We start from the raw sequence: 18876 nt of genomic DNA on the forward strand, positions 1-18876 counted from the left end.
AGCAATTGCCGGACGCGCCCTTCGCACCTAAGCCTCTGCATCAATGAGTAGACGCGTCATCGACCTTGCCATCGTTGGGGGTGGGCTGGCGGGAGGGCTGGCAGCGCTCGCCGTGCACCGTGCCCAACCGCAACTCCGCCTTGGCCTGTTCGAGGCCGGTGAGAGCTTCGGCGGCAATCACCGATGGAGCTGGTTTACCAGCGATATCGGCGGCGCAGGTTCTGAGCTTCTGACCCCGTTCCGCAAGACCGAGTGGGCCACGGGCTACGAGGTGTTCTTCCCCGGCCATGCACGCACTTTGGGCTCGACCTATTGTTCGCTCGCCAGCCGCGATTTCGATGCCGCGCTGCGTCGGGAGCTACCGCAGGAGGCGATCCGCACGCGAAGCCGCGTGGCCGAGCTGGCGCCCGACGGGATCACGCTGGACCATGGCGAACGAATCCCGGCCCGCGCGGTCGTCGACTGCCGCGATTTCGAGCCTTCGCCGCACCTCAATGGCGGATGGCAGGTCTTTATGGGCCGGCATCTGCGCACCGGCTCACCGCACGGCCAGAAGCGGCCGATCGTGATGGATGCGCGCGTCGACCAGCATGACGCCTATCGCTTCGTCTACACATTGCCGCTGGGTGCCGAGGAACTGTTCGTCGAAGACACCTATTACGCCGACGCCCCGGTGCTCGATCGGAGCGCCCTGTCGGGCCGGATCGACCGATATTGCGATGCGATGGGCTGGCACGGCGACATCCTCGGCGGGGAAACCGGCGTCCTGCCGGTCATCACCGGGGGCGATTTCAGCGCCTATCGCCGCGGCCTTGGCGAGCCCGGCGTGGTACGGATCGGAGCGAGGGGCGGCTTTGCCCATCCGCTCACCAGCTACACCCTGCCCTTCTCGGTCGCCAATGCGCTTCAACTGGCGCGCGAGGCGACGCTGCCCGGCGAACAGCTCGCGGCCCTGTTCGAAAAGCGGGCGCACGATCACTGGCGTGCGATGCGGTTCTATCGCCAACTGGGCCGCATGCTGTTCGACGGTGCGCGGCCCGAGCAACGCTATCGCATATTCCAGCGGTTCTACCGCCTGAACGAGCCGCTGATCGAGCGCTTCTATGCCGGCCGTCCCACGCGCCTGGACCGGCTGCGCGTTCTGACGGGCAAGCCGCCAATACCGATACCGGCCGCCGTGCGGGCGCTGCTTGGCAAGGGCAGCCCGCTCGTCCATGAGAAGGCCCGATGAACGCCGAAACCAGTCCCCCCCCCGCTCCGGGCTTCGCTGCCGCGCCCGCCGATGCCGTCGCCCGCGGCAAGGCCGCCTGCGTCATCGGCGCCGGTTTCGGCGGCCTCGCCCTCGCCATCCGGCTGCAATCGGCGGGTATCGCCACTACCGTGATCGAGGGGCGCGACAAGCCCGGCGGCCGCGCCTATTACTGGGAAAAGGACGGCTTCACCTTCGATGCCGGGCCGACCGTCATCACCGATCCCGATTGCCTGAAAGAGCTGTGGGCGCTCTCGGGCCACGACATCGCCGAGGATGTCGAGCTGATGCCGGTGATGCCGTTCTACCGGCTGGCCTGGCCCGACGGCACGCAGTTCGACTATTCGAACGACGAGGAGCAGCTGTTCCGCGAGATCGCGCAGCTCAACCCGGCCGACGTCGCAGGCTACCAGCGCTTTCTCGAATATTCCGAAGCGGTCTACCAAGAAGGTTACGTCAAGCTCGGCCACGTCCCCTTTCTCGACTTCAAGTCGATGCTCAAGGCCGCGCCGGCGCTGGCCAAACAGCAGGCCTGGCGCAGCGTCTATTCGATGGTTTCGAGCTATGTCGACAACGAGAAACTGCGCGAGGCGCTGAGCTTCCACACGCTGCTGGTCGGCGGCAATCCGATGAAGACGAGCAGCATCTACGCGCTGATCCACAAGCTCGAGATCGATGGCGGCGTGTGGTGGGCGAAAGGCGGCACCAACCGCCTCATCGCCGGCATGGTCAAACATTTCGAACGGCTGGGCGGAACCGTCCGGCTGCACGATCCGGTGGTGCATATCCACACCCTCGGCAAGCAGGTGACCGAAATCGAAACGCAGTCCGGCTGGAAGCAGCGTTTCGATGCCGTGGCCAGCAATGCCGATATCATGCACAGCTACAAGGATCTGCTCGCCGGGGCGAAGCGCGGGGCGGATTACGCCCGCAGCCTGTCGCGCAAGACCTTCAGCCCGAGCCTGTTCGTGGTCCATTTCGGGATCGAGGGCAGCTGGCCGGGCGTCCCGCATCACATGATCCTGTTCGGGCCGCGCTACAAGGGCCTGCTGGAAGACATTTACGATCACGGCGTGCTACCGCAGGATTTCTCGATCTACCTGCACCATCCCACCGTGACCGATCCGTCGATGGCGCCGGCGGGGATGAGCACGTTCTACGCGCTCGTGCCGGTCGCCCATATGGGCAAGCTGGCGGTCGATTGGGAAGAAATGGGCCCCTTGCTGGAGGAGCGCATTCTCGACGAGCTCGAACGGCGGCTGATCCCCGGCCTGCGCGAACGGATCGTCACCAAGTTCCACTACGCCCCGCGCGATTTCGCGATGGATCTCAACGCCCATATGGGCAGCGCCTTCAGCCTCGAGCCGGTACTGACGCAGAGCGCCTATTTCCGCGGTCACAACCGCGACGACGTGCTGGACAATTTCTACCTCGTCGGCGCAGGCACGCATCCCGGCGCGGGCATCCCCGGCGTCGTCGGCAGCGCCAAGGCGACCGCCGGGCTGATGCTCGAGGATCTGGCCGCATGAATCGCCTCGCCGTCTATTGCGGGTCCGCCTCGCCCGAAGACCCTCGCTATATCCAGCTTGCCTACGATGTCGGCCAAGCGCTGGCCGGGCGCGGAATCGGCGTCGTCTATGGCGGCGGGCGGCTGGGGCTGATGGGCGCCACCGCGCGCGGCGCGCTGGACGCGGGCGGCGAAGTTATCGGCGTGATCCCCGATGCGCTGGCGAACAGCGAAGTCGCGAACCACGATTGCACCGAACTCTACACCGTGTCCGGCATGCACGAACGCAAGCAGCGCTTCACCGACCTGTCGGACGGGTTCGTGACCATCCCCGGCGGGGTCGGCACGATGGACGAATTGTGGGAAGCGATGAGTTGGGCGCAGCTCGGCTATCACCAGAAGCCTGTCGGCCTGCTCAATGCCTTCGGCTTCTACGACGATCTCATCGCCTTCAACCGCCGCATGGCCGAAGTCGGCTTCGTGCGGCCCGCCCACCGGAACATACTGATCGCGGACGACGATCTCGGTGGCCTGTTAAGCAAAATGGAAGCCTATCGGCCGCATACGCCGATCTTCCGGATGAAGGCCGACGACCTCTGAGCACACCCCGCCCCCTGACGACCAGCAAGATCCGGGCAACCCCGGCGCGGGCCGGCGGGGGGCGCGAACGGCGCTTCCTCGTCCAGAAAGCCCGCGAAGCCATTGCGGAAGGCTCGCACAGCTTCGCCGCTGCCTCCAAACTGTTCGATCGCGATACCCGCGAACGCGCTTGGCTGCTCTATGCCTGGTGCCGCCGCTGCGACGATATTGCCGACAATCAGGACAAGGGCGGCCCGCTCGGCGATCAGGGCGATCTCAAGAGCGCCGAAGACCGGGTGCAAGCGATCCGCGTGCTGACCAAGCGCGCGCTCGACGAACAGCCGACGGCGGATTTCGCGTTCGACGCCTTCGGGCTGGTCGCGGACGAGACCGGGCTGGACTGGGACATGGCGAAGGACATGATCGGCGGCTTTGCGCTCGACGCCACGCGGTGGCAGCCGAAGACGGAACGCGACATGATGCGCTATTGCTATCACGTCGCCGGATCGGTCGGCGTGATGATGGCGGTAGTGATGGGCGTGAGCAAGGACGATGGCGAAACGCTCGACCGGGCCTGTGATCTCGGCCTGGCCTTCCAGATCGCCAATATCGCGCGCGACATCGTGGAGGATGCCGAGGCCGGGCGCTGTTACCTGCCGACGAACTGGCTCGACGAAATGGGCTGGACAGCGGGCGAGCATGCGCATCCCGACAATCGCTTCCGGCTCGCGAGCATGATGCCGCGGCTGATTGCGCTGATGGAAAAACACGAAGAGGCATCGAAACTCGGCGCAGCGCGGCTGCGGTTCCGGCAGCGCTGGGCGGTCCTGGCGGCTGCGCGCATCTATGGCGCGATCGGCCGCAAGGTCCTGTCGCGCGGCCAGCTTGCATGGGACGCGCGCGTGCGGGTCGGCGGGCCGGAAAAGCTGTGGCATGTTATCGCGGCCCTGTTCGAGGCACTGTGGAACCGTCCAGCGCAACCTGCCGAACCGATCCTGTGGACCCGCCACGATTTCCGCCCCGTGGCGGGGTGGTAGCTACCCGTTCCTGTCATCGCGAGGAGGCCATCGGGGGCCGACGCGGCCATCCATGGCGCGCCCTCGCTCCGTGCCGCAAGGCTCGAAAATGGATTGCTGCGCCTGCGGCTCGCAATGACCGGGAAAATGGGTTAGCGCCCCGCCCATGATCCAGAAGCTCCTTATCGCCAATCGCGGCGAGATCGCCTGCCGCATCATCCGCACCGCCCGCGAAATGGGTATCGCCACCGTGGCGGTCTATTCGGATGCCGATGCCAAGGCGCTGCATGTGCGGCAGGCTGACGAGGCGGTGCATATCGGACCCTCGCCTGCGGCCGAGAGCTACCTCGTCGGCGAGAAGATCATCGCCGCAGCCAAGCAGACCGGGGCCGAGGCGATTCATCCGGGTTACGGCTTCCTGTCGGAGAATGCCGGGTTTGCCCAAGCGGTGATCGACGCGGGCCTTATCTGGGTCGGGCCCAAGCCGAGCAGCATCGAGGCGATGGGCCTGAAGGACGCGGCCAAGAAGTTGATGCGCGCGGCGGGCGTGCCGGTGACGCCCGGCTACGAGGGCGAGGACCAGTCGGTCGAGCGGCTGAAAAAGGAGGCCGACGCCATCGGCTATCCCGTGCTGATCAAGGCGGTCGCGGGCGGCGGCGGCAAGGGGATGCGCAAGGTCGATGCGGCGGCGGATTTCGAGGCCGCGCTGGAAAGCTGCCGGCGCGAGGCCAAGGCCAGCTTCTCCAATGACGAGGTGCTGCTGGAAAAGTGGATCACTTCGCCCCGCCACATCGAGGTGCAGGTGTTCGGCGACAGCCACGGCAATGTCGTCCACCTGTTCGAACGCGACTGCTCATTGCAGCGCCGCCACCAGAAGGTGATCGAGGAAGCCCCCGCCCCCGGCATGGACGAGGCAACCCGCGAAGACATCTGCGCCGCCGCCGTGCGCGCCGCCAAGGCGGTCGATTACGAGGGAGCAGGCACGATCGAATTCATCGCCGACGCCAGCGCAGGCCTGCGGGCGGATCGCATTTTCTTTATGGAGATGAACACCCGCCTGCAGGTCGAACATCCTGTGACCGAGGAAATCACTGGGGTAGACCTCGTGGAGTGGCAACTGCGCGTGGCGAGCGGCGAGCCGATCCCGCTGAAGCAGGAGGAGCTGAGCATAAACGGCTGGGCGATGGAAGCGCGGCTTTACGCGGAGGATCCGGCGACTGGGTTCTTGCCGAGCATCGGGAAGCTCGAAGTTTTTCAGCTGACGGATTACGACTGTCGTGTCGAAACAGGTTACGAAGCTGACGACACCGTTTCGCCTTTCTACGATCCTATGATCGCGAAACTCGTGATCAAGGCAGATACCCGAGAGGAAGCGGCGGAGATGCTCGGCGGTGCCAGCGCTTGCGCTGCTGTTTGGCCGGTCAAGACCAACAATTACTTCCTCAGCCGTTTGGCATACGATCCTGATTTTCAGGCGGGCAGGATAGACACTTCGTTCATTGCCGAACGACAGGATCGCCTTGTCGAGAGAACAGCGCCGCAGGAGAAGACGCTGGCTGCTGGCTTGAAGGAATTGATCGCGCCCCGTCAGCGCCGACGCTCACTCGCTCCGACTAAGCGCGCACCAGAAGGCTTCCGGCTCAACGCGCAAACCAAGGCCGATTATGCAGTGCTGGTCAACGGCCAAGTCAGACAAGTTGCTTTGAGCGATCGTGGAGCGACCTTCTGGCAGATCATTCACCACGGTTCGGATGTTCTCGTTTCGGACGACGATGGCCAGCTTCACAGTTTTACTCTTAGTGACCGGACACTTGGCGGCACTCACTCCGCCGCCGATGGCGCGATCCTCGCGCCGATGCCGGGCAAGGTCATCGCGGTAGATGTGGCCGAGGGCGATACGGTCACCGCGGGCCAGCGGCTGCTGGTGCTCGAGGCGATGAAAATGGAACACGCGCTCACCGCGCCCTTCGACGGGACCGTAACCGAACTCAACGCCGCCAAAGGCGGGCAGGTGCAGGTCGAGGCGGTGCTGGCGGTGGTGGAGCCGAGTGAGTGATCCTCCCCGGCACGGGGAGGGGGACCGTCGAAGACGGTGGAGGGGCACCCGCCGCCGATCCGGACAATACAGATTGTAAGCCGCCGACGGTGCCCCTCCACCATGCTGCGCATGGTTCCCCTCCCCCGCCGGGGGAGGATTGGTGAGCTGGGAAAAGGAACTCGAGGAACTGCGCCACCGCGAGGCGCTGGCCGAGCAGATGGGCGGCGAGGAAAAAGTCTCGCGCCAGCACGGTCGTGGCAAGATGGATGCCCGCGCCCGGCTCGCCGCGCTGGTCGATCCCGGAACTTTCCGCGAAATCGGCAAGATCGCCGGGCGCGGCTCGTATGACGAGGACGGCAATCTCGAAGCCGTCCTCCCCGCCCCCTTCCTCTTCGGCAAGGCCACGATCAACGGCCGTCCCGTAGTCGCCACGGCGGACGACTTCACCATTCGCGGCGGCGCGGCCGATGCCGGGATCAGCCGCAAGATGGTGCAGGCGGAGAAGATGGCGCACGAGCTAAAGCTCCCCATCATCCGCATGATCGACGGCACGGGCGGCGGCGGCAGCGTCAAGACGCTGGAGCAGATCGGCGCGACCTATATTCCCGCCGTGCCCGGCTGGTCGGATGTGGTGAAGAACCTCGAGACGGTGCCGGTGGTCGCGCTGGCGCTCGGCCCCACCGCCGGTCTCGGCGCGGCGCGCACCGTCGCCAGCCATTATTCGGTCATGGTCAAGGGCCTCAGCCAGCTTTTCGCCGCCGGGCCCGCAGTCGTCGACGGTCTGGGCGAAAGCTATCGCGGCTCCACCGATCACCAGCAGGCGAAGGAGGATCTTGGCGGCAGCGGCATCCACACCCGGAACGGCGTCGTCGACGACGAGGTAACGAGCGAGGCCGAAGCCTTCGCCCGCGCGCGGCACTTCCTGTCATTCATGCCCGAACATGTCGGCCAGTTGGCTCGACGCGCAGAGTGTTCGGACCCTGTTCGGCGCCGGGATCATACGCTAGATTCACTCGTCCCGCGCGACCCGAAGCAGGTCTATTCGATGCGCCGGTGCCTCGACATGGTCTTCGATAAGGGCACGGTCTTCGAAATCGGCCGCATGTGGGGCCGCGCCTGCATCACCGCCCTCGCCCGGCTCGACGGCTGGCCGGTGGCGGTGCTGGCGAGCGACCCCAGCTACCTCGGCGGCTCGTGGGAAGCGAAGACCAGCGAGAAGGTGGAGCGCTTCGTCAAGCTCGCCGACCGGTTCCGCCTGCCCATCGTCCACCTGGTCGACAATCCCGGCTTCATGATCGGGCGCGAAGCCGAAATGGCCGGCACGATCCGTTACGGCGTGCAAGCCATGAACGCGATTTACAAAGCCAGCGTCCCACTCGCCAGCGTCGTACTGCGCCGTGCCTACGGCATCGCCGGCAGCGCGATGAGCAATGCCGAAACGTATCAGTACCGCTATTGCTGGCCCTCGGGCGACTGGGGCAGCCTGCCCATCGCGGGCGGACTGGAGGTCGCATACAAGTCCGACCTCGAAGCCGCCGCCGATCCCGCGGCGGAACTGGAGGCCATACGCGCAAGGTTGGACAAGGTAACCAGCCCTTTCCGCAGCGCCGAGCGGTTCAATGTCGAGGATATCATCGACCCGCGCGACACCCGCCCGCTCCTGTGCGAATTCGCAGGACTTGCATGGAGACGGCTGGCAAGCGAATAGAGCGGCAGAGGGGAATTCATGGCCGACACCGCAATCGCCGCGCAATCGCATCGCAAGGTCATCATCGCATCGTCGCTCGGCACGGTGTTCGAGTGGTACGATTTCTACCTCTACGGCCTGCTCGCCACGATCATTTCGGCGCAGTTCTTCTCCGGCGTCAACGACACCACCGCCTTCATCCTCGCACTAGGCGCGTTCGCTGCGGGCTTCGCCGTGCGGCCCTTCGGCGCACTGGTATTCGGCCGCGTCGGCGACCTCGTGGGGCGCAAATACACCTTCCTCGTAACCATGGGCCTGATGGGCCTGTCGACCTTCGCAGTCGGCCTGCTGCCGAGCTATGCCAGCATCGGCGTGGCGGCCCCGCTGCTGCTGGTCGGTTTGCGCCTGCTGCAAGGTCTGGCGCTCGGGGGCGAATATGGCGGCGCGGCGATCTATGTCGCCGAACATGCTCCCGAGGGCAAACGCGGCTTCTATACCAGCTTCATCCAGACCACCGCCACGCTGGGTCTCTTCGCCGCCTTGCTCGTAGTGATCGGCCTGCGCACATGGATGGGCGAGGAGGCCTTCGCCGATTGGGGCTGGCGTGTGCCCTTCCTGCTTTCGGCGATCCTTCTCGGCGTGTCCTTGTGGATCCGACTGCAACTCGCCGAAAGTCCGGTTTACCAGGCGATGAAAGAGGAAGGCGAGACTTCCAAGGCGCCGCTGTCCGAAGCTTTCGGACGCTGGAGCAATCTCAAATGGGTGCTGGTGGCGCTGCTGGGTGCCGTCGCCGGGCAGGCCGTAGTCTGGTACACAGGCCAGTTCTACGCTTTGTTCTATCTGGAAAAGGTGCTCAAGGTGGATGGCGGAACGGCGAACATTCTGATCGCCATCGCGCTCGCCATCGGCACGCCCTTCTTCCTGTTCTTCGGTTGGCTGAGCGACCGCATCGGCAGGAAGCCGATCATCATGGCTGGCCTTGCACTAGCGGCACTCACCTATTTCCCGCTGTTTGGAGCACTCACGACAGCCGCCAATCCCGCGCTGGCTCAGGCGCAGGCGCGTGCGCCGGTAACGGTCTTTGCCGACCCCGGCAGCTGTTCCGTACAGTTCGATCCCATCGGCAAGACCCAGTTCGACAAGACCGGTTGCGACATCGCGAAATCCGCATTGGCCAAGGCCGGTGTCCCCTACACGAATGAAAGCGGCGATTACGGGATCGCAGCGGTTATCGCGATTGGCGATCGACGCATTCCCATCGAGCCCGGAAGCGCGACCGACCTGGCCGCAGCTACGGCCGATGCGGGCTATCCAGCCAAAGCCGACCCGACCCGGATCAACAAGCCGCTGGTCGTCGCCATCCTCACTGCGCTCGTGCTGCTGGTGACCATGGTTTACGGCCCCATCGCAGCGCTGCTGGTCGAGCTGTTTTCCGCGCGCATCCGCTATACCGCGATGAGCCTGCCCTATCATATCGGCAATGGCTGGTTCGGCGGGTTCCTGCCGACCATCGCCTTCGCCATGGTGGCAGCGACAGGCGATATCTATGCCGGGTTGTGGTATCCCATCGGGGTGGCCGTGCTGACCCTAGTGGTCGGCTTGTTGTTCTTGCCCGAAACCTTCCGACGTTCCATCGGGCATCGCGACTAGCAAAAGGTCAGGCGTCTTCCGGCTCTGGCGGACCGAACAGCGTGCCGCGTTCGCTAAAGAGCACGAAGATGAGACTCAGCACCGCCGTGCCCAGCAACGCGATAGCGAGCGGTCGCGCCGTGCCATCGTAAAGATAGCCGATATAGGCTCCCAGCGCAGCCCCGCTGGTCATGCGCAGGAAACCTTGCGCGCTGCTCGCGGCTCCGGCGATGTGCTTGAACGGCTGCAGGGCGATCGACCCGAAATTGGCACCGATGAAGCCGAGCAGGCTCATATTGGCAGCCATTAGCGGCACGAAGGTCCACAGGCTCTCATCCGGCTGGCTGGCGAACCAGTATTGCGCCGCGGCGACCGCAATGAATGCGAACAGGGCGACATGGCTCACGCGCCGTGCACCGAACCGCTCCACGATGCGGCTGTTCGACCAGTTCGATAGCGCCATGCATCCTGCGCAGATGGCGAAGATCATCGGGAACATGTCGCCCGCGCCGAATGCCTCCCCGATCAACTGCTGGCTGGAATTGATGAAGCCGAACAGGCCGCCGAATACCAGCGCGCTGCCGAGCGTGTAGCCGATGGTTTCGCGCAGGGTCACCGCACTCGCCATATTGCGGGTAATCGTAGGCAGGTGGATATCCTGTTTGTCCTGCTCGTGAAGCGTTTCTGGAAGGCGGAAATACACCCAGGCCGTCATCGCCACGCCCGCCAGCGCCATTGCGGCAAAGATCCACCGCCAGTCGCCCATCAGCACCAGCACGCCCTGTCCGATACTGGGCGCAACGGCGGGAACCAGCAGGAAGATCACGAAGATCAGGCTCATCATGCGGGCCATCTTGTCGCCGCCCACACGGTCGCGGATTATGGCTGGCGGCAAGGCGATTATGCCCGCAGCAAAGAAACCCTGTGCCGCGCGCAGCGCCACCAATACGTCGTAACTGGTCGCCAGCGCGCACGCGATCGACAGCACGATATAGAAGAACAGCGCAATAAACAGAACCGGTCGCCGACCGAACCTGTCCGCAAAGGCGCCGGGTATCAGAGTGCCGATACCCGCGGCGAGCAGGTAGGCCCCGACCACGAACTGTCGATTGTTCCCCTGCACGCCAAGATCGCCCGCAAGCGCGTCGAGAGCAGGCAGAATCGCATCGATGCCGAAAGCGTTGCACGCCATCAGCATCGCCATCATCCATATCAGCTCGCGCTCACCGATGCGCTTGCCCTGGGCGGCGCTGGCTATCGGGCGCTCGCCGCCGGCAAGTTGTTCGGTACGCATCTGCACAAGACGTCAGGTGGCGGACAAGGTTCCGGTTTGCAACCCATGGCGCTATCTATTCCTGCATGAACGATTGCGACAAGCGCAAGGATGACGATGAGGGCGAAGCGGACGGCCTGCGCAAGATCATCCATGTCGATATGGATGCTTTCTTCGCCAGTGTCGAACAGCGCGACAATCCGGATCTGCGCGGCAAGCCGGTGGCTGTCGGCGGCGCCAGCGGGCGCGGCGTAGTCGCGGCAGCGAGCTACGAAGCAAGGAAGTTCGGCGTGCGGAGTGCCATGCCGTCGGTGACGGCCAAACGGCTGTGTCCGGACCTCGTCTTTTGCAAGAGCCGCTTCGATGTCTACCGCGAGGTCAGCCAGCAAATCCGTGCGATATTCCGCCACCACACCGATCTCGTCGAACCCCTGAGCCTCGACGAAGCTTATCTCGACGTGACGGAAGACAAGCTGGGGATCGGCAGTGCGACGCGGATCGCCGAACTCATCCGGCAGGAAATCAGAGCCAAGACCAAGCTCACCGCGAGCGCCGGGGTGAGCTACAACAAGTTCCTCGCCAAGATCGCCAGCGACCAGAACAAGCCCGACGGGATGTGTGTCATCCGACCGGGCGAAGGCGTAGAATTCGTGGCCCGGCTGCCGATCAGGCGGTTTCACGGTGTCGGGCCGAAGGGGGCCGAGAAGATGTCCAGGCTCGGCATCGAGACTGGCGGCGACCTAGCCACAAAGGATATCGAATGGCTGCGCGCCCATTTCGGAAGCTTCGCCGATTATCTTTATCGCGCCGCTCGCGGGATCGACCTGAGGCCAGTGCGTTCGAGCCGTATCCGCAAATCGGTCGGCGGAGAGCGAACGTTCAGCCGCGACCTCTCTTCGGGCACCGAGTTGCGAGAAACGATGGAAGACATCATCGATATCGTCTGGGGTTATATCGAGCGCGCAGAGGCACGGGGAAGGACGGTTACCCTGAAGATGAAATATACCGATTTCCAGATTTTCAGCCGCGCCAGAACGGTCGACCATCCGATTGCCACCAAAGGCGAATTCGCTGCCATCGGCCGCGCATTGCTGGAGGACATTCTGCCCTTACCGATGCCAATCCGGCTGATGGGGCTTACGCTGTCGAAACTCGAACAGGACAGCAAGGACGAGGTAGAGCGTCCCGATGCGCAACTATCATTGTTATAGTATCGCCGCGCTGTGAAAGGTCAGCTCTTTCTCGCTTGCCATAACTTGAGCCTTGCCGTTGTCAGCGGGCTAAGCGGCTCGGGCAGCGAATGGGTGGGGAAGAAGCGCGCTTCGATGACCTCGCGACCATCGGCACGCGGCATCGCGTCCACCATTCCATCGAAGACATGCGCGGTGTGCGGCGCGCCCGAGATTTCTTCCTCGATTACGCCGACCAGCGTCAAGCCTTCGACCTGGCACCCGGTTTCTTCGCGCATCTCGCGCCGAGCGGCTTCCTCGGGCGTCTCCTTTCTGCCGATTCCGCCGCCCGGAAAATACCACCCTTTCGGCCCATAGCTGTGCCGCACGAGCAGGATCTGGCCCTTGAGATCGCGACCGACCACGCTGACCCCTTCGACCTTGACCCCGCGAAACTTGCGCCAGTTGTGACGTGCGCGATGACCGGCCTGCAGCGCCAGCCGGTAGAGCGGCTTGGGGATCAGGTGAAGCATGTCACCGGTTGTTTAGCCGCAGCCAGCAGCCGCGCAACCGGAAGATCGTGCTCGCCGGCAATCGCCTGATCCAGAACGGTACGTTTCTCATCGCCGCGAATGACGAAAACCAGTCGATCGCTTGCCAGCAGCGAAGGCATAGTCAGGCTGATCCGATCGAACGGCGCCTCGGGCGGTAGCGGATCGGGAGTGAGACGAACCACGCTGCGCGGCTCGTCGGGCTTTGGATCGGTGTTGGGGAAGAGCGAGGCGATATGGCCGTCGGCGCCCATGCCGAGCCAGGCCAGGGTAAATCGTGGCACGGCTTCCATTTCGCTTAACGTGACAACCTCGGCTCCCGCGGGTTCGAACAGATCGCGCAGCTTCCCCGTATTCGAGGCTTTGTGGGCCTCCGGAACCACGCGGTCGTCACCCGGCCAGACGACAAGTCGCGTCCAATCGAGATCATGATCGAGCAGCTTTTCCATGATCGGAAAGGGGGTGGAGCCTCCCGGCACGGTGATCGTGACCGGCCCTTCGCGCTCGTCCAGGGCCTCGGCGAGTTGTGCAGACAGCCAGTCCGCAATGGCCGCGTCGCTGCGACTTTCTATGATCGTTACGTTGTCCATGCATCCCTGATACACCAAGGCCGCCTTCCCCCAAGGGGAAAGGCGACCTGCAGGCACTTTCGCTTAGCTATGCGCTTATTTGCTCGTCTGGTTGAGGAACCAGATCCGTTCCTCGCACTGGTCGATCCAGTCGTCGACGATACCGCTGGTGGCGTTGTCACCCACACCCTCGGCGGCGTCTTTGACTTCGCCGAGCCGCGTATGCAGCTTGCGATTGTCGTCGCGCAGTTCGGTCACCATCGCGTCGGCCGTGATAGTCACGTCGTCCTGATCGGCGATGTTGGTCTGCTTCGCAACGCTGCCGATCGAGGTCAGCGTGAACTCGTCGTTCTTGCGCACACGCTCGCCGATCGCATCGACCGTGCCCACAAGCTGGGCAGCCTGTTCGTCGAACAGCAAGTGGAGATCGCGAAACCTCGGCCCTGCGACATGCCAGTGAAAATTCTTGGTCTTGAAGTAGAGCGCTACCGTATCGGCGAGAGCGCCGTTCAGTGCGGTCACAAGGCCCGCTTTGGAATTGTTGCCGAGTTCTGCCATGAGAATCGCCCCTTTCGTGCTGCATGTTCACCCGACCAACGGCGAACACCGTTTCTGGTTTCTAGGAGATGGTTGGTTGCGGTAATCGGCTCAGGCGATGATACCGCGCGCCGTCAATCCGGTCATAATCGCCAGCGCGAAAAGCAGGAGGGCGAGCGCTATCCGCAGGGCGCGCAATGGCAACTTTCGCTCCAGTGCCGCGCCCGCGCCCCAGCCCACGGCTACCGCCGCCCCTCCCCCGATCGCCCCCCCGAGACCCGCCAGCGGCCAGGATGCGAAAACGACCGCGAAAGCGGCTACGAGAAAACGCGACGCGTCGGTGAGCTGGCGCGCAAAAAGCACGATGAAGATGGCGCCGAGGGAGCGTGTCGGCTCTTTGGGTACCTTTTCGCGGTTGGGCCACGCGCATTCGAAGGCGGCGAGCAACAGGGCGATGGCCACGAACATGGTCGTCGCGTTTTCGGACATCGTCTGCGCCAGCAAAGCTCCGAACCACGCGGCAATACCGGCGGTCGCCACAGAGCTGGCCAATGCGACGACAAGCAATCCGTTCGATGCGCCTAGCAGGCTCGCCATTCGCGCGACGAGCAACTGGTCGCGCGGCGCGCCGGTGGCGACGAGGAAACTGGCAACCATGGCAAACAGCAGCGATGTCATGGTCGTTTCGGCTCCTCTTCCTGTGCCAGGCTCATTGGGATAGCACGGCCCGACAAAAAACTAACGGGAGAGGGACATTGGAACTCAAGAAAGGTATGGCGGCAGTGGTCACCGGCGGCGCTTCGGGTCTGGGCAAGGCCAGCGCGCAGGCACTCGCGGACGCCGGTCTGAAGGTCACTATTTTCGATATCAACGAAGACGCTGGGGAGGCTCATGCAAAAGATATCGGTGGCACCTTCGCGCGGGTCGACATTACCGATGAGCAATCCGTAATTGACAGCTTCGACAAGGCCCGTGCTGCACACGGTCAAGAGCGCGTAACGGTTCACTGTGCAATGTCCAGTCGCCGCGGCAAGACCCTGGGCTGGGACAAGGAGAGCGGGCGCTACAAGCGGCTGGAAACAGCGGACTATGCCTTCGGTGCCGAGGGCATCCTCGTTTCGTCCTATCGCATAGGCAGCCTGTCCGCCCTCGGCATGGCCAATTCCGAGCCGCTCAACGAGGATGGCGAGCGCGGCTGTATAACGCTCACCGCCAGTGTCGCCGCGCAGGACGGCCAGATCGGCCAGGTCATCTATGGCAGTTGCAAGGCGGGGGTGAACGGTCTCGTTCTGCTGATGGCGCGCGACCTTATGGACATCGGCATTCGCGTGAACTCGGTCATGCCGGGAATTTTCGCTACGCCACTGATGCTGGGCATGAAGGACCGCAATCCGCAGATGTGGGATCAGTTGAATGCCAGCGTCCCCTTCCCCAAGCGCCTCGGCCATCCGGAGGAATTCGCGTCGCTGATCTGCGAGATTGCACGAAATTCCTACATAAATGGCCATCAGTTCCGTCTGGATGGCGCGATCCGGATGCCGCCGAAATAGGTCAGGCTATATCTAGCGCGGCCTGCACGAGCCCGGATATCGGGCTATGCGCTCCCTGTGCCCTGCAAGTGCCATCGCCGATCGCCCACTCAGCAGCCCTACTGCCGTTGCGGCGGAAATCCGAGGCGAAGGCGTGCCGCCTCGTAACCGCTGGCAAGAAAGATCGCGAACGGTACTGCAACCAGGGCAAAATCGCGCTCCGGGTTTATGTCGGGGCGTCGCAGCCAGCGCATCTCGCCCAGCATTTCGTGAACGAGCATCCGTGCCATGCCGAAGAAACTCTTGCGGTTTTCACGCTGCCAGCGGCCACCGAGCACACGCCGCTTCTTCGAAAGAATCGCGCCCAGTCGGGCACGACTTGGGTGGTTCACCGCCATGTCGGGCGCATAGATCAGCGCAGCGCCGCTGCGCGCGATCCGCTTGGCGCAATCCATGTCGCCGCCCGAAAACAGCTCACCATTGAAACCGCCGACCTTGTCGAGCAGCGCGCGCGAACAGAGCCAGTTCGCCGTGACGCAGCGCTCGTTTGCGAGATACCATTCCTGCTTGAAGTAGGACGTCTGCTCGTAGCGCAGCAGCGTATCGCTGCCGCCATCGGTCCGGAACAGCTTTATGTGCCCGCCGATCAGTGCATTCTCCCCATGACGCCGGGCATGTTCGAGCGCCTTTTCCACCCAGTCCTTGTCGGGAATGCAATCGTCGTCGGTGAACAGGACGAAGCGACCCCGAGCATTGGCGACGGCGTGGTTTCGTGCGCGATAGGAGCCGGGCCGTTTTTCCCCGAGCAACCTGACATTGGCAAAGCGTTTCACGATCTCGGCGGTACTGTCGGTCGATCCGTTGTCGACGACGATCACCTCGAACATTTCCGGGGCGAGTGTCTGCTGCTGCAGCGCCTCGAGGCCGCCCGCAATGCGCCGCTCGCCGTTCCATACCGGAATAATCACCGATATTTCGGGCGTCGTCTCTGTGATGGCTTCGCTACGAATGGACATGGGTTCCTTCAATCAAACAGCAAATGCGGCAGGCAGAACGGACCCAACCGCTCATCCAAAAGGCCGAACCGCGCACAGCAAACCCCGTATGATGTTTATTGCTGCAGTGCAGCAAGAACTTTCGAGAAACCGTGCCGGACATCGGGCAATCCGAGCCTGCACCCGTTACGAATACGGTGGCCCGGCGTTCCCGACGGCCATTACGGCAAGTCCCGCCGTGTCGTAAGAAAGCGCCGATTGGCAAAGGGTATAGCAACCGGCAGAATTCCTGGATCGAATGCGGCACAAAAAACGGCGTTCTGCGAAGCAGCCTTTCGGTGGTACGCAATTGTGCTCATTATTCGGACACCACCCAAATGCACCGCACCATCAAACATCCACTGCGTTAGAGAAACGGAAATATATGTGGCCGGAAGTACGACTATGAGATTCGAAAACAATAGCGAGCCTTACGACGGCATTTTCGTCAACAGGCATCCTTCCGGTTACGCATGCTCGCTATATTGCGCTTTGCGATCTGCGGCGCACGTTCAGCCCGACAGTTCACGCCTGTGAAGACCGTCCTTGTCACCGGCGGAGCAGGCTATGTCGGAGCGCATTGCTGCAAGGCCTTCGCCAAAGCCGGCTGGAAAGTAGTCACCTTCGACAATCTGTCGCGGGGATGGCGCGATTCGGTAAAATGGGGCCCCCTGATAGAAGGCGATCTCCTGGACGCAGCGGCAATCGGCGATGCCGTTTCCGAGACGAAACCCGACCTTGTCGCGCATTTCGCAGCCTTCGCCTATGTCGGTGAGTCCATGTCCGATCCAGCAAGCTACTACCGCAACAATTGCGTGGGGACGATGAACCTGCTCGATGCCATGATGGAACACGGCGTGAAGCGGATGCTCTTTTCCAGCACCTGTGCAACCTACGGTATTCCCGAAAGACTTCCCATCGACGAGGGGCTGAGCCAGAATCCGATCAATCCATATGGCCGCTCGAAGCTCGTCATCGAGCAGGTCCTGAAGGATTATGCCGCGGCCTATGGCCTTTCCAGCGTGTCGCTCAGATATTTCAACGCCGCAGGGGCCGATCCCGATGGCGAAATAGGCGAGAAGCATGAACCTGAAACCCATGCCATCCCGCTAGCCATAGCCGCATCGCTGGAGCCCGGCAGCGAATTCACCGTCCTTGGGACCGATTTCGAGACGCGCGACGGCAGCGCGGTGCGGGATTACATCCACGTAGCCGATCTGGCGGATGCGCATGTCGCAGGCGGCGAATTTCTCATGGAACACGACGGCTGTCATGCATTCAACCTGGGGACCGGCGTTGGTACGAGCGTGATCGAACTGCTCGACGCGGTCGAACGAGCTACCGGTCAGAAGCCGAATGCGCGCTTCGGACCCCGCCGTGCCGGCGATCCACCGGCTCTGGTTGCATCTTACGACAAAATCGAACGATGCTTGGGCTGGACCCCAAAACAGTCGGGCATCGACCGGATCGTGGAAACAGCCGTCAGCTGGCACCGGCGTCAGTCCGGCGAAACATGATATGCGATGAGTCAAAACCGGTAGTTGCGATCGTCATTCCAGCCTTCGATGCCGAGGCGACGATTACGGAAACTCTCGAAAGCGTGAGAGCCCAAAGTTGGCCGGCGCTCGACATAGTGGTGGTTGACGATGGATCGTCCGACCGCACGACCGATCTCGTTGAGCAGCAAGCCCGCGAAGATGGACGTATTCGTCTGATCCGGCAGGAAAATGGCGGAGTGGCAGCGGCACGCAATCGCGGCGCTCAGTCGAGCAATGCACCCTTCATCGCTTTTCTCGACGCTGACGACGTTTGGGCGCGGGAGAAGATCGCTGCACAGATGGCTCTGGTGCAGGATGACGAGGGCAACCCGCAGCTGGTCTATTGCTGGTTCGCCCAGATCGATCGACACAGCACGGTCTATCCGGTCGGCAACCAGCGGATCATCGAAGGTGACGTGCTGGAGGAAATCTCCCGTTCGAATTTCGTCGGCAATGGCAGTTCTTTGCTCGTCCCGCGCGAGATATTCGACAGGATAGGCGGTTTCGATGCAGGTTTGCGGGAAAATGACGCGCAAGGGTGCGAAGATCTGCTGTTTCTTGCCCTCGCGTCGCGCCACTACCGGTTTCGCGTCGTCCCGCGTCATCTGCTGGGATATCGGCTCAGTCACGGAAGTATGTCCGCCTCGGTCGATCGCATGCTGAGGTCTTTCGACTTCGTGGCCGAGCGGATCATCGCGCTCGAAGGCGGGACTGCGGCCGCCTGGGCTGCGCATCGCAAGGACCTGATCCGCTGGCTGGCGGGACGCGCGGCCATGGGCGGGCGCGTCGGCATCGCACTTAATATTCTCGGGCGGATGGGGCCAGGTTCCGTCGGCGACATCGTTTCATCGATCCCGGAACTGGCAAGAACCTATTTTCGCGCGGTCGTCGTACCGGGCTGGCTCAAGCGAGCATCGCGCAGCGCACGTATCATGCGGCGCCGGCCGCGCTATCTGGATATAGATTGGTGA

Annotated in this window: 17 protein-coding genes; 11 read left to right on the forward strand and 6 right to left on the reverse strand. The window is 63.1% G+C overall.

All coding sequences use genetic code 11. From position 1 onward, the window contains the following. The first annotated feature begins 43 nt into the window (after positions 1 to 43). The 7 genes from crtY (at position 44) to K3174_RS13940 (ending at position 9726) form a co-directional block, all read left to right on the forward strand. Entirely contained in the window at positions 44 to 1231 is a 1188-nt protein-coding gene (gene crtY / locus K3174_RS13910) for a lycopene beta-cyclase CrtY (protein WP_221559623.1), read from the forward strand. Further along, positions 1228 to 2778 (forward strand): phytoene desaturase, encoded by a 1551-nt coding sequence (locus tag K3174_RS13915; RefSeq protein WP_221559625.1) that lies wholly within the window; start codon positions 1228 to 1230, stop codon positions 2776 to 2778. Before crtY ends, K3174_RS13915 begins: the two co-directional genes overlap by 4 nt. After that, positions 2775 to 3356, forward strand: coding sequence for an LOG family protein (locus tag K3174_RS13920; protein ID WP_221559627.1), 582 nt, complete (start codon positions 2775 to 2777; stop codon positions 3354 to 3356). The genes K3174_RS13915 and K3174_RS13920 overlap by 4 nt, the downstream gene beginning before the upstream one ends. A 101-nt stretch (positions 3357 to 3457) precedes the next feature. After that, on the forward strand, positions 3458 to 4372 hold the full coding sequence (locus K3174_RS13925; RefSeq protein WP_345719665.1) for a phytoene/squalene synthase family protein: 915 nt from the start codon (positions 3458 to 3460) through the stop codon (positions 4370 to 4372). A 145-nt stretch (positions 4373 to 4517) separates the two neighbouring features. Beyond that, positions 4518 to 6407, forward strand: coding sequence for an acetyl/propionyl/methylcrotonyl-CoA carboxylase subunit alpha (locus K3174_RS13930; RefSeq protein ID WP_221559629.1), 1890 nt, complete (start codon positions 4518 to 4520; stop codon positions 6405 to 6407). A 142-nt stretch (positions 6408 to 6549) separates the two neighbouring features. Beyond that, entirely contained in the window at positions 6550 to 8097 is a 1548-nt protein-coding gene (locus K3174_RS13935) for an acyl-CoA carboxylase subunit beta (RefSeq protein ID WP_221559631.1), read from the forward strand. An 18-nt stretch (positions 8098 to 8115) separates the two neighbouring features. Next, a complete protein-coding gene (locus tag K3174_RS13940) occupies positions 8116 to 9726 on the forward strand; it encodes an MFS transporter (protein ID WP_221559633.1) in 1611 nt (536 codons plus the stop codon). Positions 9727 to 9733: 7 nt separating this feature from the next. On the opposite strand, the gene K3174_RS13945 is transcribed toward K3174_RS13940, so the two are convergent. Further along, on the reverse strand, positions 9734 to 10999 hold the full coding sequence (locus K3174_RS13945; protein ID WP_221559727.1) for a multidrug effflux MFS transporter: 1266 nt from the start codon (positions 10997 to 10999) through the stop codon (positions 9734 to 9736). Between the two features lie 65 nt (positions 11000 to 11064). Here K3174_RS13945 and dinB point away from each other — a divergent pair, with 65 nt between their 5' ends. Further along, the gene (dinB, locus tag K3174_RS13950; protein WP_221559641.1) at positions 11065 to 12189 is read left to right on the forward strand and encodes a DNA polymerase IV; all 1125 of its coding nucleotides are present in this window, start codon (positions 11065 to 11067) and stop codon (positions 12187 to 12189) included. Positions 12190 to 12209: 20 nt separating this feature from the next. Here the strand turns inward: dinB and K3174_RS13955 are convergent, their stop codons facing one another. From K3174_RS13955 to K3174_RS13970, 4 genes are all read right to left on the reverse strand, one after another. Further along, complete coding sequence (locus K3174_RS13955; RefSeq protein ID WP_221559642.1) at positions 12210 to 12680, reverse strand: NUDIX domain-containing protein; 471 nt, start codon at positions 12678 to 12680, stop codon at positions 12210 to 12212. After that, complete coding sequence (locus K3174_RS13960; RefSeq protein WP_221559645.1) at positions 12668 to 13288, reverse strand: 6-phosphogluconolactonase; 621 nt, start codon at positions 13286 to 13288, stop codon at positions 12668 to 12670. Before K3174_RS13960 ends, K3174_RS13955 begins: the two co-directional genes overlap by 13 nt. Before the next feature lie 75 nt (positions 13289 to 13363). Then, complete coding sequence (locus K3174_RS13965) at positions 13364 to 13825, reverse strand: Dps family protein (RefSeq protein WP_221559647.1); 462 nt, start codon at positions 13823 to 13825, stop codon at positions 13364 to 13366. 90 nt (positions 13826 to 13915) lie between these two features. Further along, positions 13916 to 14482 carry a hypothetical protein gene (locus K3174_RS13970; RefSeq protein WP_221559649.1) on the reverse strand — a complete coding sequence of 189 codons (567 nt, stop codon included), beginning with the start codon at positions 14480 to 14482 and terminating at the stop codon, positions 13916 to 13918. Between the two features lie 77 nt (positions 14483 to 14559). Between K3174_RS13970 and K3174_RS13975 the strand changes: the two genes are divergently transcribed. Continuing rightward, positions 14560 to 15354 carry an SDR family oxidoreductase gene (locus K3174_RS13975; protein WP_221559650.1) on the forward strand — a complete coding sequence of 265 codons (795 nt, stop codon included), beginning with the start codon at positions 14560 to 14562 and terminating at the stop codon, positions 15352 to 15354. Between the two features lie 98 nt (positions 15355 to 15452). On the opposite strand, the gene K3174_RS13980 is transcribed toward K3174_RS13975, so the two are convergent. Continuing rightward, positions 15453 to 16349, reverse strand: coding sequence for a glycosyltransferase family 2 protein (locus K3174_RS13980; RefSeq protein ID WP_221559652.1), 897 nt, complete (start codon positions 16347 to 16349; stop codon positions 15453 to 15455). A gap of 551 nt (positions 16350 to 16900) precedes the next feature. On the opposite strand from K3174_RS13980, the gene galE reads away from it, so the two are divergent. Continuing rightward, on the forward strand, positions 16901 to 17884 hold the full coding sequence (gene galE / locus K3174_RS13985; RefSeq protein ID WP_345719663.1) for a UDP-glucose 4-epimerase GalE: 984 nt from the start codon (positions 16901 to 16903) through the stop codon (positions 17882 to 17884). Next, positions 17881 to 18876, forward strand: coding sequence for a glycosyltransferase family 2 protein (locus K3174_RS13990; RefSeq protein WP_221559655.1), 996 nt, complete (start codon positions 17881 to 17883; stop codon positions 18874 to 18876). The genes galE and K3174_RS13990 overlap by 4 nt, the downstream gene beginning before the upstream one ends.

The organism is Qipengyuania qiaonensis (assembly GCF_019711515.1).
GTDB classification, from domain to species: Bacteria; Pseudomonadota; Alphaproteobacteria; order Sphingomonadales; family Sphingomonadaceae; genus Qipengyuania; species Qipengyuania qiaonensis.